The organism is Lentzea roselyniae (genome assembly GCF_039537795.1).
GTDB classification, from domain to species: Bacteria; Actinomycetota; Actinomycetes; order Mycobacteriales; family Pseudonocardiaceae; genus Lentzea; species Lentzea atacamensis.
Genome location: NZ_BAABBE010000035.1, coordinates 18,866 through 41,746, shown reverse-complemented (window position 1 = coordinate 41,746; position 22,881 = coordinate 18,866). Strand labels below are relative to the sequence as shown.

Sequence of the window (22,881 nt, the reverse complement as noted above, 5' to 3'; positions counted from 1 at the left end):
CGTGGCGGCAGGTAGGGCCGCGTCGTCGAGCCGCTGCCGCCGTCGTCGGGGAACCGGTCGTTCCCCCCCAGAACGAGCCTCGGACCGCCCGATGTGGACGGTCCAAGGCGGACGGTGCTACTTCTTCTTGCCGGAGAACAGCTCCTTGAGCTGCGTGCCGCGGCGGCGCAGGCCCCACTTCGTCACGCGGATCAGCGCCTCGCGGACGATGTTGCCGCTCATCTTCGACTCGCCGAACTCCCGCTCCTGGAACGTGATCGGCACCTCGCGCACCCGGAAGCCGAGCTCCAGCGTCCGCCACAGCAGGTCGATCTGGAAGCAGTACCCGGCAGACGCGACCGAGGCGAGGTTCAGCTTGCGCAGGGTGTCCGCGCGGAACGCCCGGTAGCCGCCCGTCATGTCGCGGATGCTCGCGCCCAGCGCCAGCCGCGAGTACAGCGAGCCGCCCAGCGACAGCAGCTTGCGCTGCGTCGGCCAGTTCACGACCTCGCCACCGGGCACCCAGCGCGAGCCGAGCACCAGGTCGGCCTGCGGCAGCGCGTCCAGCAGCCGGTGCAGCTGCTCCGGCGCGTGCGAGCCGTCAGCGTCCATTTCGCACACAACGCCGTAGTCGCGTTCGAGCGCCCACTGGAAGCCCGCGACGTAGGCGGCGCCCAGTCCGGCCTTCTCGGTGCGGTGCATGACGTGGACGCGCTCGTCGGCGGCCGCCATCTCGTCGGCGAGCTGGCCGGTGCCATCGGGGCTGCCGTCGTCGACCACCAGCACGTGCACGTCGGGCAGTGCCGTGTGCAGTCTCTTGACGATCTTTCCGATGTTGTCCCGTTCGTTGTACGTCGGGATCACCACCAGCACCTGCCCGAGTTCCTGGTCAGGCTGCTGCGCCATTCGAGTCCTTCCGTCGTCGTGTGAAGCCCAGCGCCAACGCGACAAGGCCCGCAGCGGTCAGCACCCACTCGGGCCAGGCTCCTAGCCAAGTCGCCAGCGTAGTCTGTGACCGGAGCGGCAGTGTCGCGACCAGGGCACCCGGCTCGAAAAGCCCAGTCTTCTGAGTGACGGAACCGTCGGGTTCGACGATGGCGCTGACCCCCGAGGTGGCCGCCACGACGACCGCCCGTCCGTGCTCCACGGCACGCACGCGTGACATGGAAAGCTGCTGGTAGGTCATCTCCGTGTAGCCGAACGTGGCGTTGTTCGTGGGGATCGCGATGATCGTCGCGCCGGCCGTCACCGTGTCGCGCACCACTGAGTCGAACGCCACTTCGTAACACGTGTCAATCGCGACCTTCGCGGGTCCCATGACGAAACCGTCCGGGTCCGAACCGGGCTGGAACACCCCCGCGCGGTCGACCGTGGACGTGAACAGCCGGAAGAACGACCGCATCGGCATCGTCTCGCCGAACGGCTGCAGCTTGCGCTTCGTGTAGGTGTCCGTCGGCCCCTTGCCGGGCTCCCACAGCACCACGGTGTTGCGCGGCAGCCCGTCGCCCCGGTCGACCACCACGGCACCCACCGCGATCGGCGCCTTGATCGCGTCCGCGGCGGCGTCGATCACCGCGGCGGCGTCGCGGTTGCGGAACGGGTCGATGTCGGACGAGTTCTCCGGCCAGATCACGATGTCGGGCTGCTTCACCTTGCCGGCGGCGACGTCGTCCGCGAGCTGCAGCGTCCTCTTCGCGTGGTTGTCGAGCACGGCGCGGCGCTGGGCGTTGAAGTCGAGCCCGGCGCGCGGCACGTTGCCCTGGATCGCGGCGACGGTCACCGTCCCGGCGGACGGGTCGACCCCCACCGGCACCACGAACCCGATCAGCAGCGGCGCCACGACCAGCGGGACCCCGAGCTTCCAGTTCTTCAAGATCCAGAACAGCCCGAACCCGGTCAGCACCACCGCGAACGACACCAGCGGCGCGCCGCCCAGTGACGCCAGCGGCAGGAACCAGCCCTCCGGCTGCCCGAACGCGACCTTGCCCCAGGTGAAGCCGCCGAACGGGAACACCCCGCGCAACGCCTCGTCCGCCACCCACAGGCACGCCGCCCACAACGGCCACCCCGGCACACGCGAGACGGCGGCCATCGCGGTCGTGCCGATGGAGATCATCAGCGCGCACGCCAGCGCCAGCGGCAGCCAGGCGATCAGCCCGACGAACTCCCCGGTCCACCGCAGCAGCGGCACCATGAACCCGAGCCCGAACAGCACGCCGTAGCCGAACCCGGCCCGCGCCCGTCGTTCGAATATCACCTGTGCCAGCAGCGCGAACCCGACCGGCGCCAGGAACCACAGCGGCCGCGGCGGGAAGCTCAGGTAGACCAGCACGCCACCGGCGACGGCGAGTGCCATGCGCAACAGCACCGGACGGCTCAGGCGCCGCCTGCGGGCGGGCAGTTCCGGCGATTCCGGCGCGACGGGGGGTGCGACCACCCGATCAGCCTACGAGGCGACGCTGTGCACAGGACGTGCTGGGCGCGCTTCACCAGCCCGGAAGCGTCACGATCGGGCCTCCGCGCCCTCTGATGACGATGAGAAAGACCGACAAGCGCAAGCTCCGCTCCCCGTTTCGGTAAGGTTCGGGGTAATCAGGAGGTGACGGATGCCCCGTCCAAGCGTGGAAGCCGAACGCAAGGCGCAGATCCTCGCGTCCACCTGCAAGGTGATCGCGGCCGAGGGCTTCCGCCACCTCCGGGTGTCCGACGTCGCCAAGGACGCGGGCGTCTCAGGTGGCACGGTCCACTACTACTTCGAGACCAAGCGCGAGCTGACCGACGCCGCGTTCGAACACTGCTTCGAACAGTCGGTCTCACGCCGCCGCTGGATCCTCGAGTCCGACGAGCCGCCGCTCTCGCGCCTGCGCATGGTCGTCGAGTCCTACCTGCCGGAAGGCGCCGAGACCGTCGAGGCGTGGAAGGTCTGGGCCGAGCTGTGGGTCGAGGCCATCCGCAGCCCCGAGCTGCAGGAGCTCAACGAGCGCTTCTACGGCGAGTGGCGCGACATCGTGGCGAGCATCTTCCGCGACGGCCAGGAGTCCGGCGACATCCACGCCCCCGGCGACCCGGTCGAGCTGGCGAACATGATGGTGAGCATGCTCGACGGCCTCGCGCTTCAGGTGCTGGCCGGCTCGAAGGCGATGACCGTCGACGTGATGCGCACGACCTGCCTGAGGTTCGTCGACCAGCTCTCCACGGCGTCCGTCGGATAGCTCAACCCGCTCGCCAGCACGCAGAGAGCGATCAGCAACGCCACCGGCGTGCGCGTGAACCCGAGGAACAGCAACCCCTTCGGCACGGGCACGGTCTCGGCGAACCGCTGCGCCTCGCTCAGCAGCAACCCTGCGAACATCAGGAACACCACCGCCAACGGCAACGAGCGCCCGATCGCGCCCACCGTGACGAGCGACGCCGCGGACACCGTCACGATCCCGGCCGTGAACCACCAGTGATGCGGCGTGTGCCAGGGCCCCTTGGCGCTGCGAGCCATCAGCCAGTCGCCGAACAACACCGAGACCCCGCACAGCACCAGCACCCGCATCGCCGTCAACGTGTTCTGCCCGTCGTACGCCATGGGCAGGTATGCCGCGACGAGCGCGCACAGCGGCGTAACCGCAAGCCCGCGCGCCACCCTCATCACCGCGGGCCGCTGCTCCTGGCTGGGCCTCATCGCGGACCGGGCTCTGATCCGGTCGGCCTCACCGAGCTTGCTCTTCGCCGCCTCGGTGTCCTCCAGTTCCCAGACCACCCACACCAGCCCGAGCAACACGACCAGCCCGAGCACCACCGCGTACGCCGTCAGCTCCCGAGGCCCGTAAACCCACCCGACGACCCCGACCAGAACGCACAGCGCCAGCCTGATGAGCGCCCCCAGCTCCGGCCGCGAGCTGCGCCAGGTCTTCTGCGGCCACGACGTCAGCACCAGCCTGCGCGCGACGAACCAGACGCTGGCTCCCAGCGCGAGCGTCGCGATCCACATCGCCAGCCCGATCCCGGCGTCTCGCAACGACCTCGTGTCGCCGAACAACAACATCGCCGCGACGAGCGCCACCACCACGACCGGAACCCTGAGGCGCCCCAACGCCCACAGGTGCTGCCGCACCCACCGGTCCCGGTTGCGCCAGGCCGACTCCACGGCAACGAGCGCCAGAAACCCGATCGCGATGAACCCGACCGGGTTGCCCGCGAGATGCGCCACCGCCAGGACCGTGATCGGCACGGCGCGCGGGTAAGGGCTCTCGGCCAGCGTGAGGCTTCTGAGCGGCGACGGCGGCCCTTGGCGCTCTTTCGTGCGCAGCCACTGCCAGGCGTGCCACAGCAGCGGCGCGTAGACCGCGATGAACACCGTGTCGACGAGAAGATCAACGCGCATCTCGGCTCCCCAAGGTTCGGGACAACCGTGACGTCGCAGGTCAGAGGCTCGGGGTTACGTGCTGTAACTCGTCCGGGTGAAATCAGGGTTCATCCCCGATGCAACAGATGGACTATCGCGGGCATTCTGGGTATATGACCACGACAGTTGCTTTGAGCAGGCCCAGGACCAACCGGATGATCGCGGGTGTCTGCGCGGGGCTCGCCCAGCGCTGGGGATGGAAGCCGGGCACCGTCCGCCTTCTGTTCCTGCTGTCCTGCCTTCTGCCGGGACCGCAGTTCGTCGTCTACCTCGTGCTCTGGGTGATCATGCCCGACCGCGGTTACTGACAAACCGCAGGAACGCCTCCCGCGCTGCCGGCTCGACCGGCACGTGGGCGGCGGGCGCTTTCGAAGCAGCTCGTGGAGTTGCTCGGCCGGCACGTCGGCGCCACCCACCGGCGAGTACAGCACAGGTTCGTAGATGTAGAAGACGAACTTCTTGTGCCCCGCCACGATGCCTCGACGGTCGATCCGAGCAGAGACCCGCTCACCGATGTTCTCGTCCTTGACGAAGGGCGAGTCCTCAGCCCGCCCCACACCCGAACAGGCCGGACCGGATCCCGAGTACCCGCCACAGTCCTGTGTGGACGCCCAGAACCGTCGAGGTCACGGCCCGGCGGCGCAGAACAACGGCCACCGCATGACGTGGACCGACGTGGACAACGACCCGAGAACGTTCAACTCCTCCGCGCCACGCTCACCCTCCCCGACAAGGCCGCGATCGCCTACGCCAAACCGGACCGGGCCGGCAGCGCGACCTGCCACCACGCCGCAGAACCGCCCGGCAAGCCCCAGGACCCGGTCACCCTCAACGGCACGGGCGTCAGCGCTGACCGGTTCGTCATCGACAGCGATCTCTCCGACACCGACACCGCTTTCCACAGCGCCGAGACCGATCGCCACGTCTTGGTGCACGGCGGCCACGTCCGCCTGCACACGAGGACGCCCACCCTCCGCACCCCGATCGCCCCACGCATTCCGCGGGCGGCGCCGCGAACCCGACAACATGAGTGTCGACGCCCGCACGCTGACCATCACCGAGGACGTGCTGAAGCCAGGCACCAAGAGCGCGAAGCTGGCGTTCAACCGGACCGAGGACGCCTACCTCGTCCAGAACATCGCGTGGTCGTTCCCACTGCCCGAACTCACCCTGGCCGTTGACCCGAAACATCCCACGGCGTACCCGAAGGCCACCGTCACCCAAACCGCGACCGTCACCAACGCCGGTGACGCCGCAGCGGCGAACGTGTCGGTGTGCGGGCAGAAAATCGGCACAATTCCCCCACGCGCGAAAGCCACCCGCGCCTGCACGACACAAGCGGCGGACGACGACTACCAGACCACGGTCACCGCAAACGGCATCAGCGAAGCCGGCGACCCGCTCGCTGCACAGAAGAGCGCACGGGTCGACGTGCTTCATCCGGCATTGCGCGCAACCACGGCAACAGAGCCGATGACCGCCCTCCCCGGACAGAAAGTCAAATTCTCAACAACTGTCACGAACACCGGCGACACACCGTTGTTCGACCTCAGGGCGCGCACAACAACTGACGGCTGCAACACCACGCAAGGCCGGCTCGCCCCCGGCGCAACCGCCACCGCGGACTGCGCAACGCAGGCGGGCGACGAATCCGGCATGCCCACGTCGACCGTCACCGCCACCGACAAGCTCGGCAAGAAGGCGGAAACCAGCACCTCCGTGCAGGTCAAGGTGATCAACCCCCGGCTGACCATCACCGCGCTCTGGTCGAAGGACCGCGTGGAGGACGGCGAGCTGGTCACGATCACCGTCACGGTCGGGAACCCGTCCGCCCAGCCGATCAGCGACGTCGAAGTGGCAGGTGAGCCCGCCGCGTGCCGCCGGACGTTGCCCGTCCTGCAGCCCCGCGAGCGCCTCACCCGCACGTGCCGGGCGGCTGCCCCGGTGAATTCCCGGTTGACGGTGTCCGGCGCGGGCGCGGGTAACGTCATCGGTGAAAGCGCCATCGTTCGAATCGAATCGACCACCACACCACTGCCGCCGAAACCCGCTTCCACAGATTCGCCGTGTGACGAACCGCCGTCGCCGCGCCCCGTCGCACACGTGCAGCAAGTGTCGAAACCGGCGGTAGGTGGCGTCGCGGCGGTAATGGGCGTCATCGGCATGGTGATCGTCGCGAGCGCGTTTCCGGGCTGGGCAAACGGTAGGCCCCGTAAACGGTTGCAATTCGGTTGTTGAGACAGGCGTGTTCCCAGGGCCCGGAATGCGGTAGAAGGAACTTCATGGAGATCACCGCCTTCCTGGATCGCAAGCTGGCCCGTCGGTTCCGGACGTACGACTCCGACGGTGACGGTTTCATCGAGCGCGAGGACTTCACACAGGCGGGCGAGCGGACCACGAAGGCGTTCGGGCTGGCGGACGACGATCCGAAGGCCGTCCGGTTCCACAGCATGCTGATCGGGCTCTGGGAGCAGCTCTCGTCCGTCGCCGACCAGGACCACAGCGGGCGCATCAGCATCGACGAGTACAAGAAGGCGTTCGCGAACGGGCTGCTGGAGACGCCGGAGTCGTTCGAGGAGGGCTACGTGCCGTTCCTGGACGCGGTGATGGCGATCGCGGACGAGGACGGCGACGGCAAGCTGACCGTCGAGGAGCACGTCGCGTGGACGGGCGCGCTGATGAACCTGTCGGAGGCGGACGCGCGGATGATCCACGACATCCTGTCCGGAGACGACGAGCTGATGCCCGCCGATGCGCTGCTGGATGCGATCCGGGAGTTCTACTTCTCCGGGGATCCCGCGGCGGCCGACAACTGGCTGCTGGGGTCGTTGGACTGACGTGCTGCTCAGGACGCTCCAGGAGCACGCGGCACGCGCCCAGCCCGCCGCACACGTGCAAGAAGAAGGTGGCTGGTGGTTGCGCCACTCCCCCGGTGACGCCTGGTGGGTGAGCGCCGTGCTGCCGCACGACCGCGAGGACCGGGTCGCCCGCGCCGAGGAGTTCTGCGCCGAACGCGGGTCCGGGGTGCGGTTCCAGATCACGCCGGGCGTGTGCGCGGACGATCTCGACGCGCGGCTGGACGGCCGGGGCTACGCGCGGGGGCACGACATGTCCCTGCAGATCGCCTCGACCGCGGAGGTCATCCGGCAGGCCCACGCCGACGCCGGCGAGGTGACCGCGCGTCCCACCGACGAGTGGCTCGCGGCGTGGCAGGCGGTGACCACGCGGGACGTGAGCGCCGAACGCGACCTCCTCAGCCGCGTCGAGCACCCGAGCGCGTACGCGTACGCCGAGGTCGACGGCCAGGTGGTGGCGGTCGGGCGGGCCGTGGCCGAGCAGGGCTGGGCCGGGGTGTTCGGGATGGCGACGTTGCCCCACGCACGAGGTCAGGGCGCCGCACGGTCCGTGCTCGCGGCACTGGCCTCGTGGGCGGCCGCGCGCGAGGCGAACCACATGTACCTGCAGATGGAGAAGGCGAACAGCTCGGCGTTCCGGCTGTACGAGCGGACGGGGTTCCGCGAGGTCTGCACCTACCACTACCGGATCCGTCCACAACCAATCAGGAATCAAGAAGGCACGAGCAGGGGCGCGGAGTTAGGTTTTGCGCCATGACCAGGACAGCAGCCGCGGCGCACGAAGCCGACACCCACGATCTGATCCGCGTGCAGGGCGCGCGGGTGAACAACCTTCGCGACGTCGACGTCGAGATCCCCAAGCGGCGTCTGACTGTCTTCACCGGAGTCTCCGGTTCCGGCAAGAGCTCGCTGGTGTTCGGCACGATCGCCGCGGAGTCGCAGCGGCTGATCAACGAGACGTACAGCGCGTTCATCCAGGGCTTCATGCCGACGCTGCCGCGCCCCGAGGTGTACCTCCTGGAGGGCATCACCACGGCGATCCTCGTCGACCAGCAGCGGATGGGCGCCGACCCGCGCTCGACCGTCGGCACCGCGACCGACGTGAACGCGATGCTGCGGATCCTGTTCAGCAGACTCGGCACACCGCACATCGGTGGCCCGCAGGCGTTCTCGTTCAACGTCGCCTCGATCTCCGGCGCGGGTGCCGTGACGATCGAGAAGGGCGGCCAGAAGGTCAAGGAGCGCCGGGAGTTCTCCATCACCGGCGGCATGTGCCCGCGGTGCGAGGGCCGCGGCCAGGTCTCCGACATCGACCTCACCGAGGTCTTCGACGACTCGAAGTCGATCCTCGAGGGCGCGATCAAGGTACCCGGCTACAACGTCGACAACCAGTGGACCGTGCAGACGTTCGCGCAGTCCGGTTTCATCGACCCGGCGAAGCCGATCCGCAAGTACACCAAGCGGGAACTGCACGACTTCCTGTACAAGGGCCCGGTCAAGATCAAGGTCAACGGCATCAACCTGACCTACGAGGGTCTGATCCCGAAGCTGCAGAAGTCCATGCTGTCCAAGGACCGCGAGGCGCTGCAGCCGCACATCCGGGCGTTCGTGGACCGCGCGGCGACGTTCGGCACCTGCCCCGAGTGCGACGGCACGCGCCTGACCGAGGCCGCCAGGTCGTCGAAGATCAAGGGCCTCTCGATCGCGGACCTGTGCGACATGCAGATCACCGATCTCGCCGACTGGATCCGCGGCCTGAAGGAGAAGTCCGTCGCGCCGCTGCTGGACAAGCTCGCGCACACGCTGGACTCGTTCGTGGAGATCGGTCTCGGCTACCTGTCGCTGAACCGTCCCGCCGGGACGTTGTCCGGTGGTGAGGCGCAGCGCGTGAAGATGATCCGGCACCTCGGATCGGCCCTGACCGACGTGACGTACGTGTTCGACGAGCCGACGATCGGGCTGCACCCGCACGACATCCAGCGGATGAACAACCTGCTGCTCCGCCTGCGGGACAAGGGGAACACCGTCCTCGTCGTCGAGCACAAGCCGGAGACGATCGCGATCGCCGACCACATCGTCGACCTCGGTCCTGGCGCCGGCCGCAACGGCGGCACGATCTGCTTCGAGGGCACCCTCGCCGAGCTGCGCAAGAGCGACACCGTGACCGGGCGGCACCTGGACGACCGGGCGTCGCTGAAGGACTCCGTGCGTTCGAAGACCGGTGTCCTGGAGATCCGCGGCGCTTCGGCGAACAACCTGCGCGACGTGGACGTCGACATCCCGCTCGGTGTGCTGACCGTGGTCACGGGTGTGGCGGGTTCCGGCAAGTCCTCGCTGATCCACCAGTCGATGCCGCGCGACGCCGGCGCGATCGTGGTCGACCAGACCCCGATCAAGGGCTCGCGGCGGTCCAACCCCGCGACCTACACCGGTCTGCTGGAGCCGATCCGCAAGGCGTTCGCCAAGGCCAACGGCGTGAAGCCGGCGTTGTTCAGCGCGAACTCCGAGGGCGCGTGCCCGAACTGCAACGGCGCGGGCGTGGTGTTCACCGACCTCGGGATCATGGCGACGATCGAGTCTCCGTGCGACGTCTGTGAGGGCAAGCGGTTCGACCAGGCCGTGCTGGAGTTCAAGTTCGGCGGCAAGGACATCTCCCAGGTGCTGGCGATGCCGGTGTCCGAGGCCGTCGAGTTCTTCGGCGCCGGTGAGGCCAAAACGCCTGCCGCACACGCGATCCTGGCACGCCTGGCCGACGTCGGCCTCGGCTACCTGTCGCTGGGCCAGCCCCTGACCACTTTGTCCGGTGGTGAGCGCCAGCGCCTGAAGCTCGCCACGCACATGGCGGACAAGGGCGGCATCTACGTCCTCGACGAGCCGACCACGGGTCTGCACCTGGCCGACGTCGAGCAGCTGCTGGGCCTGCTGGACCGGCTGGTCGACTCGGGCAAGTCGGTCATCGTGATCGAGCACCACCAGGCCGTGATGGCCCACGCCGACTGGATCATCGACCTGGGCCCCGGCGCCGGTCACGACGGCGGCAAGATCGTGTTCGAGGGCACGCCCGCCGACCTGGTGGCCGACCGGTCGACACTGACCGGCGAGCACCTGGCCGACTACGTGGGCGCGCCCTCGAAGCGCAAGAAGCGCTAACCGCCGATCACGAAGGCGAAGTCGGCGCGAACCCTCGCGTCGACCGCCGTCGGCAGCCGGATCCGGCCTGAGTCGACCGCGTTCCTCACCGCGGACCGGCTCAGGCCGAGTCCGGCCATCAGCAGTTTCCCGACCCGGATCGGTGCCGGGAGCTCAAACCTGACGATGACGTCCAATGGTTCGAGATCCTTCTCGATCTCGTAGAACGGCATGTCGGTCTCCAGCGCCCACGTGCCGGTCCAATCGAGACGGTGCCCGGCCCGGCCCGCGAGAGCCGCGTCCATGGCCAGTTCCCGCACGACGGCCGGATCGTTGGTCTCGAACATCACCAGCCGGTCGTGGTCGAGCGTCTGCACGTGAACGCGTTCGTGGACGGGGATCTTCGACGTGCGGCCGCACCGCTCGCAGCCGATCAGCAGCCAGACGTCGAGGATCTTGCCGTTCGCGTTCACCCGGACCTTGCCGGTCGGATGGTGCCGCGTGGTCCTGCACGAGACACAGGTTTTGACGATGGCCGGCAGTCCGAGCTCGCGGACCAGCCACAGTGATTTGCGGTCGACGAATTCAGCCTTGCGATTCAACGATGCCCCAGGGGTCAGTGGCGTACGGAAGAACCCGCACCGTCCCCACGGTGCGGGTCAGCTGTTGGGCACGCTCATGACCACATGATCGTCACAATGGCGAACGACCGGTCCGCCTCGCAACGCATTTTCCTGGCTGTCCGCTGATCACCGGTCCACACACACGACCCGTGCGATCGCGTACCAGTCGTGGGCGAAGCCGTCGTCGTCCTCCCACGCCTGCAGTTCGAACCACGACGTCCCGGACCCCCAGATGGTCGGCAGCACCTGACCGGCCGGTGACACGCCGGCCGTTCCGATGAACGACCAGCCCGCCGACAGCCGCCGCTGGTCCGACTCGCAACGCACGTCGAACAGCTTGTCCGACCGGTCCACCACCGACGTGGCCGTGCGCATCTCCTGGCCCGGCAACGGATCCGAGCACACCGCGTAGGTGGTCAGCCGCCAGTCCCGCGCGTACCCGTCCGGGTCCTCCATGCCGGTCACCGCCACCGAGGCCAGGTCCGCTGACTGAGCGATCTGGTTGACGTGGACCTGACCGGCCCCTGGGTGTTCCACCCGGCCGTGAGGAGCTTCTTGCCAGGCGGACACGTGGCGCGCACCTGCTTGTTCGAGGAAGTCGTGTCCGAGGAGGCGGTGACGATCATGTGGCCCGGCACAGGCAGTGCGCACACGGCTTCCACGATCAGGCCCCACTCGTCGTCGGTGCCGTCCTCGTCCTCGCTGGCCATCGCCACGACCGAGGTCGCCGACGGGATGAGCGCGGTGACCAGGACGTCCCGTCTGTTGCCGCGCGGATAGGCGAAGGCGCCGATCACCTGCTTGCCCGCCGGGCAGGACACCGAGCCGATCCGGTTGTGGTAGGACGTCCAGCCACCGCTCGACACGATCAGCTCGTCGCCGGGGACGGCGGCGGACGCCGGTGGTGCGACGGCCAGGACTGTGGCAGCGGCCAGGAGCAGGGACAGCTTGGGGCGCAACGGCATCGTGAACCTCACAGGGCGACGGCGGGCGGCTACATCGTCGGAGACGCCTCATCGCCGCGCAGGTTGCGCTAGAACTTCTGCTCGATCTCCTTCACCGCATCGGCAGCGATCTGCGCGGCCGCCCGGCGCGGCGACCCGGCGTCGACGATCTTCGCGACCAACCTGCGCATGTTCGTGCCGATCTTGGCGAACGCGGACTCCGCGGTGGCCTCGATGTCGCCGAACAGCGTCCACCACCACCAGGAGTTCGTGGCGGAGTTCGCGACGACGTCCGGGATGATCAGCGCGTCGATGGCCTCTTCCGCCTCCGCGGTCACCGGCATGTTCGCGGCCTCGACGATCAGCTTGGCACGCACGGACTTCGCGTTGCTCGCGTTGATCGCGTAGCTCGTGGCGGCCGGCACGAGCACGTCCGCCTCGACGTCGAGCCACTTGCCGCCGTCGAGCTGGACGTCGGCCTCGCGGAGTTTCGTCCGATCGATGCCGCCGTGCGAATCCCTGGACAACAAAAGGGTTTCCACGTCGAGCCCTGCGGGGTTGGTCACGACCCCGTGGACGTCGGCGAGCCCGACGATCGTGACGCCCGCCTTGGCGAGGTAACGGGCCGTGGCGCCGCCCATCGAACCGAAGCCCTGGATCATCGCGGTGGGATTGCGCAGCTGGAGGTGTTCGATGCCGGCGAGCGCCGCTTCCGCGACGCCGTAGCCGCCGACCAGTTCGTCGAGGCTGACGCCGTCGACGGTGACGTTGAAGGCGTCCGCGAGGCGTTGGCGCGCCTTCTGCTCGTCGTCCAGCAGCGGGTACACGGCCTGGATGGACGACTGCAGGCCGATCTTCGCGATGGCTTTGTCGATCGTGGACTGCCGGAGCCCGAGGTCCTCCCCCATCGTCCAGAACCGCTCGATGTAGGGCGACATGGCGTACAGGTACGCCGTGAGAACCTCTTCCGCCTTCGGGTCGTAGGGGTCGAAGTCGATGCCGCCCTTGGCGCCTCCGAGCGGCACGTAGCGGGCCTCGGGGTCGTAGTTGAGGGCCTCCTTGGCGGTCATCCCCTCGGCCAGCCCGCGCACCTCGTCGAGCGTGCAGCCCGCCCGCATCCGCAGTCCGCCGCTGCTCACCCCGCGCACCAGCCGGTCGATGACGAGGTAGCCGCGCGCGCCCGTGGCCGGATCGGTCCAGGTGACCTGGAGATAACTCATCGAACACACCCCTTGACTTCAGCGTATGACCGCGGTCACATGGTCCGTCCAAATAACTGACTGACGGATCAGTTAACCATCTGGAGGGTCCCGTGAGCGAGGTACAGCCTCTCAGCGGCAACTGGCTGGGTGAACGAACCCACCTGCGCAAGTCGCTCCGCCGGGTGGACGTGACGTTCTACCTGCTCTGCACCCTCGTCGGCCTCGACACGATCGGCAGCGTCGCCGCCAACGGTCCCCAGGGCCTCGTCTGGATGGCGATCCTGGCGGTGGTGTTCTTCCTGCCGTACGGGTTCCTGACCACGGAGCTGGGCACGGCGTTCCCGATCGAGGGCGGCCCGTACGTGTGGACCAAGCTCGCGTTCGGGCGCCTCGCCGCCGGCGTGAACCAGGTCCTGTACTGGCTGTCCAACCCGCTGTGGATGGGCGGCACGCTGGCGATCATCGCCGTGACCACGTTCGAGACCTTCTTCCTGCCGCTGGGCATGGTTGGCAAGCACATCGCGGGTCTGGCGTTCATCTGGGTCGGCGTTCTCGCCGTCGCGGCGTCGTTGCGGATCGGCAAGTGGGTGCCCATCGCGGGTGCGTTCGCGCGGATCGTGCTGCTGGGCTTCTTCACGGTGTCCGTGGTCGTCTACGCGGTGAAGAACGGCGTACAACCTTTGGCCGGCGGGGACTTCGTGCCCACGTGGGCCGGGTTTGTGGCGCTGGTGCCGGTGCTGATCTTCAACTACGTCGGCTTCGAGCTGCCGTCGACCGCGACCGAGGAGATGACCGACCCGCAGCGCACCGTGCCGTTCGCGATCCTGCGCGCCGGCTGCGCGGCCTTCTTGTTGTACGGCGGGCCGATTCTCGGGATTCTGCTGGTGGTTCCCGCGTCGCAGATCCAGGGCCTGGGCGGGTTCATCGACGCCGCCAAGCAGGTCCTGACCGTGTACGGCGGCTCCGTGGCACCTGATGGGACCGTGACGCTGACCGGCGCGGGCGCGGTTCTCGGAACTGTCTGCGCGGCCGGTCTGATCATCGGCGTGCTGACTTCCGGTGTCTCCTGGGCGATCGGGGCGCACCGAGCGCAGGCGGTCGCCTGTGCCGACGGCGCCGGACCCGCGTACCTGGGCCGGTTGTCCTCGCGTCACGGCACGCCGATCCGCGTGAACGTCCTTTCCGGACTGCTGGCTTCCGTCGTCCTGGTGACGGCGTTGAACCTCACCGGCGGCAACTCCGAGAAGTACTTCACGGCCGGGCTCGCCCTGGTGATCTCGACGACGTTCATCAGCTACCTGCTCACGTTCCCGTCGATGCTGGTGCTGCGCCGCCGCCTGCCAGACGCTCCACGCCCGTTCCGCGCGCCTTTCGCCTTGCTGACAACGGTTCTGACGACCGGACTGGTCGCTTTCACCGTGGTCGTGCTGATCTGGCCGCTGGAGCTGCCTTCCGCGTTCGCCGGCGAGCGAACCGCTTACACGCTGTCGCAGGTGCTGCCGCTGCTGATCGTGATCGGCATCGGTTTCCTGTTCTACGCGCTGGGTGGGCCCACCCGTGCGCTGGACCGGGAACCGCGGCACGACTTCATTTCGACATCTGGATGAGGAACTCGGCGTTGCTCCGGGTCTTGCGCAGTCCTTCGAGAAGCACGTCGATGTCGCGCTCCGCCATGGCCCTGCGCACCGCGTCGGTGATGGCGAGTTCTTGTGCCCCAACCAGAAGCTCCGCCTTGCGCGTGCTGGACTGGTGCAGGTCGACCGCCGGGTAGACCCGCTTCTGCGCGGCCCTGCGGTCGAGCTTGAGCTCGGCGTTGCCCGTGCTCTTGAGCTCTTCGAAGATCACCGTGTCCGCCGTGGAGCCCGTCTCGACGAGCGCGGTGGCGAAGATCGTGAGCGAGCCACCTTCCTCGATGTTCCTGGCGGCACCGAGGAACTTCTTCGGCGGCGTGAGGGCTGTCGCGTCCACGCCACCGCTGAGGATGCGGCCACCGTTGGGCGCGGCGAGGTTGTAGGCACGGCCGAGGCGCGTGAGGGAATCCAGCAGGATCACGACGTCCTGCCCGTCCTCGACGAGCCGCTTGGCCCTCTCCACCGCGAGCTCGGCCACGGCGATGTGCTCCTTGGGGTGCTCGTCGAACGTCGAGGTGAACATCTCGCCGGGGATGGTGGTCCGCATGTCCGTGACCTCCTCCGGCCGTTCGCCGACGAGCGTGACGATCAGGTGGACCTCCGGGTTGTTCTTGGCGATCGCCTGCGCGAGGTGCTGCAGCACCATCGTCTTGCCGGCCTTGGGAGGCGCCACGACGAGCGCCCGCTGCCCCTTGCCGACCGGCATGACCAGGTCGATCACGCGGCTGGTCAGCTCTTCGGGGTCGTGTTCGAGCCTCAGCCGCTCGTTGGGGTAGAGCGGCGTCAGGTCCTCGAACCTGGGCCTGGGGTGCGGCTTCTGCCCGTTGACGGTGTCGACGGTGACGAGCTTGTCGTTCTCCGCCTGCCCGCTGATCTGGTCGCCGCGACGCAGGTCGTGCTGCCGCACGAGGTGCTGCGGAACCTGCGGCCCGTCAACGAGGAATGCCTTGTTGTTACGTATGTCGAGTACACCGATGTGCATCGGGTCTGTCCTTTCAGGAGGGTTGTTTGAGATGCGCCTCATCGGCTCCACACACGACGGGCTCGTGCCCGTGCTCGTGCCGGAGGGAAGCGCCGCAGATGCTCTTGCGGAGGCATCTGATGTAGGGCCGCCAGCGTGAGAAACTGGGGGGCGTCGCTGCGGATTGAAGAACGTCCAGCAGCTGGTCGGAACTTACGTGCGCTGACCGCGCACCGCCGGTTACAAGCGAACTGTAGCAGACAACGCCAGAGGCGCGCTTGTTATTCCGCGCACTTCTTCCACGACAGCCGGAACGTGGTGCTCACGGCCGAATCGGTCGAGTCCATGGTCATGAAGCTGGTGTTCCCCTTGCCGGTGACCTTGAGCTCGGCCTCGATCGTCAACGGCTTGCGATCCTTGCACGGCCCGTGCGCCACCCCGTCGGGCCTGTCGGTGACCTGCCAGTTGTCACTCATCGGACTCTGATACGTGTGCATCCGGTTCCGCGTGGGAAACCCCGGAAAGTGGTAGCTGTTGCGGACAACGCCGCGTGCCCCGTCCGTCAGATGAGCGAACCCGCGGTAATCCGTGGCCGCGATGCCGTACGTGTACCCCGGAGCGTGGTTCAGCTTGAGCGCGATCGTGCAGCTCTTCTTGGCCTCTTTACCGTTGCCCTGCACCAGGAAGTCGCTGTAGGTCACCGTGAACGCCTCGTTGTCCTGCGACATGGCGACGGTCGTCGAACCCTTCGGACAGCCCGAGCCGCCGACGCTCACCACCTCGACGGTGACCGGGCCGGGAGGTGGGACGATCGAAGCAGCCAGCAGTGCCACCACGGCGAACATCGAGGCCTCCTCACATCGCTGTGGGACAACCTATCGAGCCGCACAATCACGCAAACGGACGAGCAGTTCCCGCGCGGCTGCACGGCACTCGTCACTCCACTCGGCGAGACAACCCGCCACCACCACCCTCACGTGCCGCGGTACTTCCGGATCGGTGGCGATCTCGCGCGCCACCACCGCGGCACGGCTTCGTTGGTCACGTCGCAACGAAAGGAGGCAGCCGACGGCTCTCATCCGGACCAGAGCGCCTGTCCGTGTTCGTCGAGCTTCGGCGTGGCCGGTTGGTCCGCCGGTGCCTCGTCGAGATCGTTGCCCACGTCCTGGCGCACGTAGACGGTGCCCAGCGACGGCCTGCGAGCGCCGGGAAGCTGGTACGGCAGGAGACCCGCGGCCTGTTCCTGGGCCCACAGCAGGTCCTTGATCTCGGTGGGCAGCGCTCTGACCGACGTCCATCCGTTCCGGGTGACTCGTGGGACTCCACGCTGCCGCGGGCTTGGATGGTGATCTTCAGGTCATCCTCCGCCATCGGGGGATGGCTCACGTCACAGCGGCCCATTTTGTGCCAAATCAAGGACTCATGCGCCCGCCAGTTCGCCCACCACGTGGAGCACCGTCGGCCGATCGGCGGTGAAGGCCTTGCGCAGGGCCATGGCGAACCTGTCCTCGTCGTCCACCGTTAGCCCGTGGCAGTTGAGGCCCTTGGCGACCATGGCGAAGTCGACGCCGGGAAGGTTCACGCCGTGCACGGGTTCGCTGCGGTCGACCATCTCCCGGCGGATCTCGCCGTAGCCGCCGTTGTCGCAGATGATCACGGGCAGGGGCAGGCGTTCCTGGGCCGCGGTGGCCAGCTCGGGGAGCGTGAACATCACGCCACCATCGCCGTGCAGGGCAACGACTTGACGGTCCGGGGCGCCCATCTTGGCGCCGATGGCCGCCGGCAACCCATAGCCGAGCGTGCCGAAACCGGTGGGATACAGGAAGCTTGCCGGGCCTTCGAGCGGGAGGTTGGACAAAGTGCCGTAGTAGCAGGCCATTGCGCTGTCGCCGGCGATGACGGCGCCTGGCGCGAGGACTTCCTTCATGGCCTCGACCAGGGGAAGCCAGGCAGCGCCCTGAGTCCTGGCGTGTTTGCGGAAGAGCTTTTGCCAGCGTTGGGCGCGTTTTGCGGCTTCTTGACTCGCGTGAGCCTTGCCGAGGCGTTGGTTCAGGGCGGTGACGGTGGCCTGGGCGTCGCCCACCAGGCAGTAGTCCGGGAGGGCGTTGGTGATCATCTGGGCCGGGTCGACGTCGATGCGGATCAGGTCGCCGGGGAACTTCAGCGGGCCGTTCCAGAGGTCGGTGGAGGCGAGCTCGGTGCCGATGGCGAGGACCACGTCGCATTCGGCGACGAACTCGGCCACGGCTTTGTGGTGCAGGCCCGCGCCTATGGAGAGCTGGTGGTGTTCGGAGAAGGTGCCCTTGCCGTTGGCGGTGGCGACCACCGGGGCGCCCAGGCGCTCGGCCAGCGCGGTGATCTCCTCGGCGGCTCCCCTGGCGCCGCCGCCGATGATCAGGCCGGGGCGCGTGGCCGTGTTGAGGCGGCCGGCTGCCGCGGCGATGGTGACGGCGTCGGCCGGTGGGTGGGCGACGAGGACCGGGGCGACCTCGTTGACCTTGTCGACGGCGTCGATCAGGTCCAGCGGGATTTCGAGGTGGGCCGGGCGGGGGCGGCCGGAAGTCATGTGGGCGAACGCTTGCGCCACGGCCAGCGGGATCTCGGCGACGCTGTGGACGCGGTTGGAGTAGCCGATGGCGGCTTCCAGGGCGGCGCTCTGGTTGCGGACCTCGTGGAGGGTGCCGTTGCCCGGCCGGGGTGGCGCAGGGGCATGCCCGGGGAGATCAGGAGGACTGGGATCGAGTCGGAGTACGACTGGGTCACGGCGGTCAGCGCGTTGAGCACGGCCGGGCCGCTCGTGGTGAGGCAGACGCCCGGTTTGCCGGTGACGCGGGCGTAGCCGTCGGCGGCGAATCCCGCGCCCTGCTCGTGGCGGGGCGTGACGTGGTTGACGTCGTGCTCGGCGAGGTGGCGGTAGATGCCGAGGTTGTGGGTGCCGGGGATGCCGAACACCAGCTCGGTGCCGTGCGCGACGAGTGCGCGCACCAGCGCGTCACCCCCGCTGACGCGAGGAACGGTCATGCTCATGCCACGCGCTGTCCGCTCGTATCGTTCAACGTGTCCCCCGAAGGGATGATCAGCGCGTCCACGGCCAGTACGCCGTCCGGGCCCACGCGCACGGGGTTCAGCTCGATCTCCGCCAGGTCCGGTCTGGCCGCGAGCGTTGCGGAGACCTGGGCTATGAGCTCGGCCAACGCTGCCAGGTCGACCGGTTCCGCGCCGCGCCAGCCGGACAGGAGCGGGGCAGAGGCGAGGCGGGCCAGCATGTCCCGCGCGGTGGCCGGAGTCACCGGGGCGAGCTCGATCGCGGTGTCCTTGAACAACTCTGCGTGAGTGCCGCCCGCGCCGACGAGCGCGACTGGGCCGAAGGAGTGGTCCCGCTTGGCGCCGATGATCAGTTCCACGGTGTTCTCGCGCGTGTCCATCTCTTCGAGCACATAGGTGCCGGGGCCCAGACTGGCTTCCATCTCGTCGAAGGCGGTGGCCGGGTCGGTCAGGTTGATCCGGACGCCGCCGTGCTCGCTCTTGTGGGGCAGCCAGTCGGCTTTGAGCGCGTACGGGCCTTCCAGAGTGGTGGCCTCGACCTCGGTCACGCTCGTCACGGCGTGGGCCTTGGGGAACCTCACGAAGCTGAGGAGCTCGCGGGCGGCGAGGTAGCCGGGCTGGTACGGCAGGCTCGCGCAGAGGTCCCCCCTGAAGGGGTCCCCTGATTCAATTCTCCCAGCCGGCACCGACAGTCCCGGGCCGCTCACAGCACCAACGGACCGTTGATCAAGCGCCCCTAGACGAGCCGCGTCACCCACCGCAGCCACAACTCGCTCGATCGTGTGCTGCACCGGCACCCCGTCCGCACGCAACGCGCGTACCGCCGCGGAGTCCGCGCACATGCTGTGCACCGCCACAGGCACACCGGTTTCCCTTGCCAGGAACCCGACCCGAGACGCCACCGCAACCTCGGCGGCTTCCAGCGACGGCGTGTCCGCGCCGTAACTGCCGAAGTAACCGGACAACACGACGGTGTCGACCTCGCCGGAACGCACGAGCACCTCGACCGCGCGGGCGTAGTTCCACAGGTCCCGCTCCCCCGCGCCGGCGAGGTCGATCGGGTTCCGCGAGGACGCGCCCGCCGGAAGTCCGTCCACAGAGGACAGAGCAGGCACCGACAACCCGGCCGCCGAAGCGAGGTCCGCCGCGATCGCCCCCTGCCCACCGGAGTCCGAGATGATGCCGATCCGACGTCCGCGCGGCACACCGGACGACACGACAGTCGCCAGATCGACCAGCGCGGCAGGCGTCGCCACCCGCACCGCCCCGGCACGACGACAGGCCGCGTCCACAACGTCCGAAGTGGACGTCAGCGCTCCGGTGTGCGAACGAGCGGCTTCGCGAGCCGCCGTCGACGACCCCACCGTCAGCAGCACAACAGGTTTCCCCGCCGCACACAGCTCCGACATCGCCAAAACGATCCCCGGCCCGAAGCTCTCCAGATAGACCCCGACGACCTTGGTCATGTCGTGGGACACCAAGTCCAGCAACGCTTCCGTCGCCGTCACGTCCGCCTGGTTGCCGACCGAGACGAACCGCGACACCCCGATCCCCGACGCCGCCAGCCCGGCGATCTCCAGACCCACCTGCCCGCTCTGCGACACCACGCCGAGCGAACCGGGCTGGAACCGCCCCCAGGCGAGGTGCAACGACGTCGCCGCGTCGAACACGCCCAGGCAGTTCGGGCCGAGCAGTCGCGCGCCCGCCGAACGAATCCGGTTGATCACCCCGTCGTCGATGCCCGACGGGATGCCGACGAACCCGCGCACGCCCACCGCGAGCGCCTCGTCGACGACCGCGGGCACGTGCGCGGCAGGTACGGCCAGCACCACCAGTTCCGGCGCTTCGGACAACTCCGAGAGAGACCGCACGGTCGGTTCCGACAGCACGGAGCCGCCGCCGCGGTTCACCAGGTGCACGGCGCGACGGTCACGGCCGACCAGGGCACCGCGCGCGAGCCAGTGGCCCCACTTCGCGGGGTCGTCGCTGGCACCCACCACCGCGACGGACGCGGGATCGGAGAAGATCATCTCGCACCGAGACCGCGGGAGATGATGAGGCGCTGGATGTCCGAGGTGCCTTCCTCGATCTCCTCCAGCTTGGCGTCACGCATCCAGCGCTCCACGGGATACTCGCGTGAATAGCCGTAGCCGCCCAACGTCTGCACGGCGGCGTGTGTGCACCACATGGCGTTCTCCGAGCCGACGAGCTTGGCCATGGCCGACTCCTGCGCCACGGCGTGCCCCGCGTCGTACAGCGTCGCCGCGCGCACGGTCAGCAGGTGCGACGTGTCGACGCGCGTGGCCATGTCCGCGAGCCGGAACGCCACCGCCTGGTGCTGGATGATCGGCACACCGAACTGCACCCGTTGCCGCGCGTAGTCGGCCGCGAAGTCCAGTGCAGCCCGCGCAAGGCCCGTCGTGGCGGCGCCGATGAGGATGCGCGAGGCGTCGAACGTGCGCATCAGACCCGCGAAGCCCTGACCTTCGTCGCCGAGCCGGTTCTCGACAGGCACGCGCACGTCGTCGAGGAACACCTCCGCGTTGACGATCGCGCGCTGCCCCATCTTCTGGAACGGCGGCCCGACCGTGAGGCCCGCGGCGTCACGCGGCACCACGAACGCGGTGACCCCGCGGGAGCGCCGAGTGGGATCCACGGTCGCGAAGATCACGAACTGCGAGGCGTAAGGAGCGTTGGAGATCCAGGTCTTCTGTCCGTTGAGGACATAGGAGTCGCCGTCACGCCGAGCCGACGTCTGGATGCTCGCCGCGTCCGACCCGCTGCCGGGTTCGGTGACCGCGACGGCGGTGAGCGGCGGCCGCTCGGTCGTGAGCGGACCGAGGAAGCGCTCCTGCTGCTCAGGCGTGCCGAGGTGCTCGACGGGCGCGCTGAAGAAGCCGTTGGACGTGATCAGGTTGCCGATGCCGATGTCGCCGTGGCAGAGCTCCTGCTGGACGAGCACCTGGGTGAGCAGGTCGGTGACGCCGCCGCCACCGAACTTCTCGGGAATCATGAACGAGGTCAGCCCGAGCCGGGAGGCCTTCTCCCACACGTCGAGCGGCGACTCGGTATCCGCCTCGTCGACGGCACGCGCGCGCGGGCGGATCTCCTCAGCGGCGAACTCCGCGGCCAGTGAGACGAACTGCTCCTGTTCGGCCGTGAGCCGCAGGCCGTCCCTGACGGTCCGCCCCATCTCGCACTCCTAAATTGACTGACGAATCAGTTATTCACGATCCATCGGGCAGCCTAGCTGTGTCAAGACGCATCAGGAGGTGCGCGAACGGGTGACTGGCGGGGAAACGCGGCGGTTGACGTATCGAGCCGCCCCGTGGTCATTCTTGATCAGTGCCGGTCCGCGTCGGGGAGCCGCGTGAGCCGCTACCCAGGACTTCACCCGTTCGGGGTTGAGGATGCCGCGGTGTTCCACGGGCGCGAGCGGATGGCCGGCGAGCTCAGAGCGGCGGCCGCGGGACCGGGGCTGCTGGTCCTCGTCGGCCCGTCCGGGTCGGGGAAGACGTCCCTGCTGCACGCCGGGTTGCTGGCCACCGAGGAACGGCGATGGCTCGTCACGACCCCACGCACGCCCTGGAGCCGGGACACGGCCGAGCTCGCTGGTCGTCGACCGGCTGGAAGAGCTGTTCACGCTCGACCTGCCCGCACGCGAACAGCATCGACCTCACCGATCCCGCGAGCCCTGCCGAGCTGTGGCGCAAACCGCTGCCGGCCGGGCTCACCACCGATTTCGCCTACAGCCCAGACGGATCGCTCTTCGCAGCGTTCGACAGCACGCAGACGCTGCGCCTGTGGCGGGTGCGGGACCGCAAGCCCGCGGGGTGATCCGGTGAAAGCCGCCGTGGGTGGCCGGAACGCGAACGGCAAGATGGCGTTCAGCCCGGACGGCAAGCGCATCGCGTTGACCGCCGTGGAGCGACGCGGGTCGGACTTCGTCACCCGCCCGGAGATCTGGGACGTCTCCGACCCCGACACCCCGTCCAGCAGTTCTACCTGCCGGGCGGCGACTCGTCGTCCTTCTACGACCTCGACTTCAGCCAGGACGGGAGCACGCTCGCGATCGTCCGCGCCTCCGCCGGAGTCGACCTGCGGGACACCGACCAGGAG

At 68.5% G+C, this 22,881-nt stretch carries 21 protein-coding genes and 3 pseudogenes; 9 read left to right on the top strand and 15 right to left on the bottom strand.

Annotation, left to right across the window (positions count from 1 at the left end):
• Positions 1–117: 117 nt before the first annotated feature.
• On the bottom strand, positions 118–885 hold the full coding sequence (locus ABFX45_RS39055) for a polyprenol monophosphomannose synthase (protein ID WP_109641388.1): 768 nt from the start codon (positions 883–885) through the stop codon (positions 118–120).
• The gene (lnt, locus tag ABFX45_RS39050) at positions 869–2,416 is read right to left on the bottom strand and encodes an apolipoprotein N-acyltransferase (protein ID WP_233440182.1); all 1,548 of its coding nucleotides are present in this window, start codon (positions 2,414–2,416) and stop codon (positions 869–871) included. Before lnt ends, ABFX45_RS39055 begins: the two co-directional genes overlap by 17 nt.
• 169 nt (positions 2,417–2,585) lie before the next feature.
• Between lnt and ABFX45_RS39045 the strand changes: the two genes are divergently transcribed.
• On the top strand, positions 2,586–3,191 hold the full coding sequence (locus ABFX45_RS39045; protein WP_109641389.1) for a TetR/AcrR family transcriptional regulator: 606 nt from the start codon (positions 2,586–2,588) through the stop codon (positions 3,189–3,191).
• Here the strand turns inward: ABFX45_RS39045 and ABFX45_RS39040 are convergent.
• The gene (locus ABFX45_RS39040) at positions 3,095–4,351 is read right to left on the bottom strand and encodes a hypothetical protein (RefSeq protein WP_146231853.1); all 1,257 of its coding nucleotides are present in this window, start codon (positions 4,349–4,351) and stop codon (positions 3,095–3,097) included. The genes ABFX45_RS39045 and ABFX45_RS39040 overlap by 97 nt on opposite strands.
• 134 nt (positions 4,352–4,485) lie before the next feature.
• On the opposite strand from ABFX45_RS39040, the gene ABFX45_RS39035 reads away from it, so the two are divergent.
• Positions 4,486–4,680, top strand: coding sequence for a PspC domain-containing protein (locus ABFX45_RS39035; RefSeq protein ID WP_109641433.1), 195 nt, complete (start codon positions 4,486–4,488; stop codon positions 4,678–4,680).
• Between the two features lie 72 nt (positions 4,681–4,752).
• Here the strand turns inward: ABFX45_RS39035 and ABFX45_RS46665 are convergent.
• Both ABFX45_RS46665 and ABFX45_RS39030 read right to left on the bottom strand, forming a co-directional pair.
• A pseudogene (locus ABFX45_RS46665) lies at positions 4,753–4,929 on the bottom strand (Scr1 family TA system antitoxin-like transcriptional regulator); the annotation flags it as partial.
• A 69-nt stretch (positions 4,930–4,998) separates the two neighbouring features.
• Positions 4,999–5,328 carry a hypothetical protein gene (locus tag ABFX45_RS39030; RefSeq protein ID WP_346135790.1) on the bottom strand — a complete coding sequence of 110 codons (330 nt, stop codon included), beginning with the start codon at positions 5,326–5,328 and terminating at the stop codon, positions 4,999–5,001.
• Between the two features lie 70 nt (positions 5,329–5,398).
• Between ABFX45_RS39030 and ABFX45_RS39025 the strand changes: the two genes are divergently transcribed.
• The 4 genes from ABFX45_RS39025 to ABFX45_RS39010 are packed head-to-tail and all read left to right on the top strand — an operon-like array spanning position 5,399 to position 10,377.
• Positions 5,399–6,610, top strand: a complete 1,212-nt coding sequence (locus ABFX45_RS39025) for a COG1361 family protein (RefSeq protein ID WP_346135788.1) — start codon at positions 5,399–5,401, stop codon at positions 6,608–6,610.
• A gap of 44 nt (positions 6,611–6,654) precedes the next feature.
• The gene (locus ABFX45_RS39020) at positions 6,655–7,209 is read left to right on the top strand and encodes an EF-hand domain-containing protein (protein ID WP_346135786.1); all 555 of its coding nucleotides are present in this window, start codon (positions 6,655–6,657) and stop codon (positions 7,207–7,209) included.
• Position 7,210: 1 nt separating this feature from the next.
• On the top strand, positions 7,211–7,984 hold the full coding sequence (locus ABFX45_RS39015) for a GNAT family N-acetyltransferase (RefSeq protein WP_346135784.1): 774 nt from the start codon (positions 7,211–7,213) through the stop codon (positions 7,982–7,984).
• Complete coding sequence (locus tag ABFX45_RS39010) at positions 7,981–10,377, top strand: ATP-binding cassette domain-containing protein (RefSeq protein ID WP_346135782.1); 2,397 nt, start codon at positions 7,981–7,983, stop codon at positions 10,375–10,377. The genes ABFX45_RS39015 and ABFX45_RS39010 overlap by 4 nt, the downstream gene beginning before the upstream one ends.
• Here ABFX45_RS39010 and ABFX45_RS39005 read toward each other — a convergent pair.
• From ABFX45_RS39005 to ABFX45_RS38990, 4 genes are all read right to left on the bottom strand, one after another.
• Positions 10,374–10,958, bottom strand: a complete 585-nt coding sequence (locus ABFX45_RS39005) for a DUF1062 domain-containing protein (RefSeq protein WP_346135780.1) — start codon at positions 10,956–10,958, stop codon at positions 10,374–10,376. The genes ABFX45_RS39010 and ABFX45_RS39005 overlap by 4 nt on opposite strands.
• Positions 10,959–11,105: 147 nt before the next feature.
• Positions 11,106–11,435: a hypothetical protein gene (locus ABFX45_RS39000; protein ID WP_346135778.1), complete on the bottom strand. Its 330-nt coding sequence runs from the start codon at positions 11,433–11,435 to the stop codon at positions 11,106–11,108.
• Between the two features lie 5 nt (positions 11,436–11,440).
• Positions 11,441–11,944: a hypothetical protein gene (locus tag ABFX45_RS38995; protein ID WP_346135776.1), complete on the bottom strand. Its 504-nt coding sequence runs from the start codon at positions 11,942–11,944 to the stop codon at positions 11,441–11,443.
• 68 nt (positions 11,945–12,012) lie between these two features.
• Positions 12,013–13,143, bottom strand: a complete 1,131-nt coding sequence (locus tag ABFX45_RS38990) for a Glu/Leu/Phe/Val dehydrogenase dimerization domain-containing protein (RefSeq protein ID WP_346135774.1) — start codon at positions 13,141–13,143, stop codon at positions 12,013–12,015.
• A 92-nt stretch (positions 13,144–13,235) separates the two neighbouring features.
• On the opposite strand from ABFX45_RS38990, the gene ABFX45_RS38985 reads away from it, so the two are divergent.
• Positions 13,236–14,732 carry an APC family permease gene (locus tag ABFX45_RS38985; RefSeq protein WP_346135772.1) on the top strand — a complete coding sequence of 499 codons (1,497 nt, stop codon included), beginning with the start codon at positions 13,236–13,238 and terminating at the stop codon, positions 14,730–14,732.
• On the opposite strand, the pseudogene rho reads toward ABFX45_RS38985, so the two are convergent.
• From rho to ABFX45_RS38955, 6 genes and pseudogenes are all read right to left on the bottom strand, one after another.
• A pseudogene (rho, locus tag ABFX45_RS38980) lies at positions 14,713–15,729 on the bottom strand (transcription termination factor Rho); the annotation flags it as partial. The gene ABFX45_RS38985 and the pseudogene rho sit on opposite strands and share 20 nt — an antisense overlap.
• 269 nt (positions 15,730–15,998) lie before the next feature.
• Positions 15,999–16,562 carry a DUF4360 domain-containing protein gene (locus ABFX45_RS38975; protein WP_346135770.1) on the bottom strand — a complete coding sequence of 188 codons (564 nt, stop codon included), beginning with the start codon at positions 16,560–16,562 and terminating at the stop codon, positions 15,999–16,001.
• A gap of 575 nt (positions 16,563–17,137) precedes the next feature.
• A complete protein-coding gene (locus tag ABFX45_RS38970; protein WP_346135768.1) occupies positions 17,138–18,283 on the bottom strand; it encodes a thiamine pyrophosphate-dependent enzyme in 1,146 nt (381 codons plus the stop codon).
• Entirely contained in the window at positions 18,280–18,744 is a 465-nt protein-coding gene (locus ABFX45_RS38965) for a thiamine pyrophosphate-binding protein (protein WP_346135766.1), read from the bottom strand. Before ABFX45_RS38965 ends, ABFX45_RS38970 begins: the two co-directional genes overlap by 4 nt.
• The gene (locus tag ABFX45_RS38960; RefSeq protein ID WP_346135765.1) at positions 18,741–20,792 is read right to left on the bottom strand and encodes an acetate--CoA ligase family protein; all 2,052 of its coding nucleotides are present in this window, start codon (positions 20,790–20,792) and stop codon (positions 18,741–18,743) included. Before ABFX45_RS38960 ends, ABFX45_RS38965 begins: the two co-directional genes overlap by 4 nt.
• Positions 20,789–21,955, bottom strand: coding sequence for an acyl-CoA dehydrogenase family protein (locus ABFX45_RS38955; RefSeq protein ID WP_109641404.1), 1,167 nt, complete (start codon positions 21,953–21,955; stop codon positions 20,789–20,791). The genes ABFX45_RS38960 and ABFX45_RS38955 overlap by 4 nt, the downstream gene beginning before the upstream one ends.
• A gap of 246 nt (positions 21,956–22,201) precedes the next feature.
• On the opposite strand from ABFX45_RS38955, the pseudogene ABFX45_RS46660 reads away from it, so the two are divergent.
• Together ABFX45_RS46660 and ABFX45_RS38950 are read left to right on the top strand one after the other, a co-directional pair.
• Positions 22,202–22,321: pseudogene (locus ABFX45_RS46660) on the top strand (nSTAND1 domain-containing NTPase); the annotation flags it as partial.
• The gene (locus ABFX45_RS38950; protein WP_346135763.1) at positions 22,321–22,599 is read left to right on the top strand and encodes a hypothetical protein; all 279 of its coding nucleotides are present in this window, start codon (positions 22,321–22,323) and stop codon (positions 22,597–22,599) included. The pseudogene ABFX45_RS46660 and the gene ABFX45_RS38950, both read left to right, overlap by 1 nt.
• The last annotated feature ends 282 nt before the right edge of the window (positions 22,600–22,881 follow it).

What these genes read in the sequence shown, in the direction of transcription:
- ABFX45_RS39000 (WP_346135778.1), bottom strand. Translation starts at nt 11,435, where the DNA reads ATGGAGGACCCGGACGGGTACGCGCGGGACTGGCGGCTGACCACCTAC.
- ABFX45_RS39035 (WP_109641433.1), top strand. Translation starts at nt 4,486, where the DNA reads ATGACCACGACAGTTGCTTTGAGCAGGCCCAGGACCAACCGGATGATC.
- ABFX45_RS38960 (WP_346135765.1), bottom strand. Translation starts at nt 20,792, where the DNA reads ATGATCTTCTCCGATCCCGCGTCCGTCGCGGTGGTGGGTGCCAGCGAC.
- ABFX45_RS39010 (WP_346135782.1), top strand. Translation starts at nt 7,981, where the DNA reads ATGACCAGGACAGCAGCCGCGGCGCACGAAGCCGACACCCACGATCTG.
- ABFX45_RS39020 (WP_346135786.1), top strand. Translation starts at nt 6,655, where the DNA reads ATGGAGATCACCGCCTTCCTGGATCGCAAGCTGGCCCGTCGGTTCCGG.
- ABFX45_RS38975 (WP_346135770.1), bottom strand. Translation starts at nt 16,562, where the DNA reads ATGTTCGCCGTGGTGGCACTGCTGGCTGCTTCGATCGTCCCACCTCCC.
- ABFX45_RS38970 (WP_346135768.1), bottom strand. Translation starts at nt 18,283, where the DNA reads ATGACTTCCGGCCGCCCCCGCCCGGCCCACCTCGAAATCCCGCTGGAC.
- ABFX45_RS38955 (WP_109641404.1), bottom strand. Translation starts at nt 21,955, where the DNA reads ATGGGGCGGACCGTCAGGGACGGCCTGCGGCTCACGGCCGAACAGGAG.
- ABFX45_RS39025 (WP_346135788.1), top strand. Translation starts at nt 5,399, where the DNA reads ATGAGTGTCGACGCCCGCACGCTGACCATCACCGAGGACGTGCTGAAG.
- ABFX45_RS39055 (WP_109641388.1), bottom strand. Translation starts at nt 885, where the DNA reads ATGGCGCAGCAGCCTGACCAGGAACTCGGGCAGGTGCTGGTGGTGATC.
- ABFX45_RS38950 (WP_346135763.1), top strand. Translation starts at nt 22,321, where the DNA reads ATGGCTCGTCACGACCCCACGCACGCCCTGGAGCCGGGACACGGCCGA.
- ABFX45_RS38965 (WP_346135766.1), bottom strand. Translation starts at nt 18,744, where the DNA reads ATGAGCATGACCGTTCCTCGCGTCAGCGGGGGTGACGCGCTGGTGCGC.
- ABFX45_RS38995 (WP_346135776.1), bottom strand. Translation starts at nt 11,944, where the DNA reads ATGCCGTTGCGCCCCAAGCTGTCCCTGCTCCTGGCCGCTGCCACAGTC.
- ABFX45_RS39045 (WP_109641389.1), top strand. Translation starts at nt 2,586, where the DNA reads ATGCCCCGTCCAAGCGTGGAAGCCGAACGCAAGGCGCAGATCCTCGCG.
- ABFX45_RS38990 (WP_346135774.1), bottom strand. Translation starts at nt 13,143, where the DNA reads ATGAGTTATCTCCAGGTCACCTGGACCGATCCGGCCACGGGCGCGCGC.
- ABFX45_RS39040 (WP_146231853.1), bottom strand. Translation starts at nt 4,351, where the DNA reads ATGCGCGTTGATCTTCTCGTCGACACGGTGTTCATCGCGGTCTACGCG.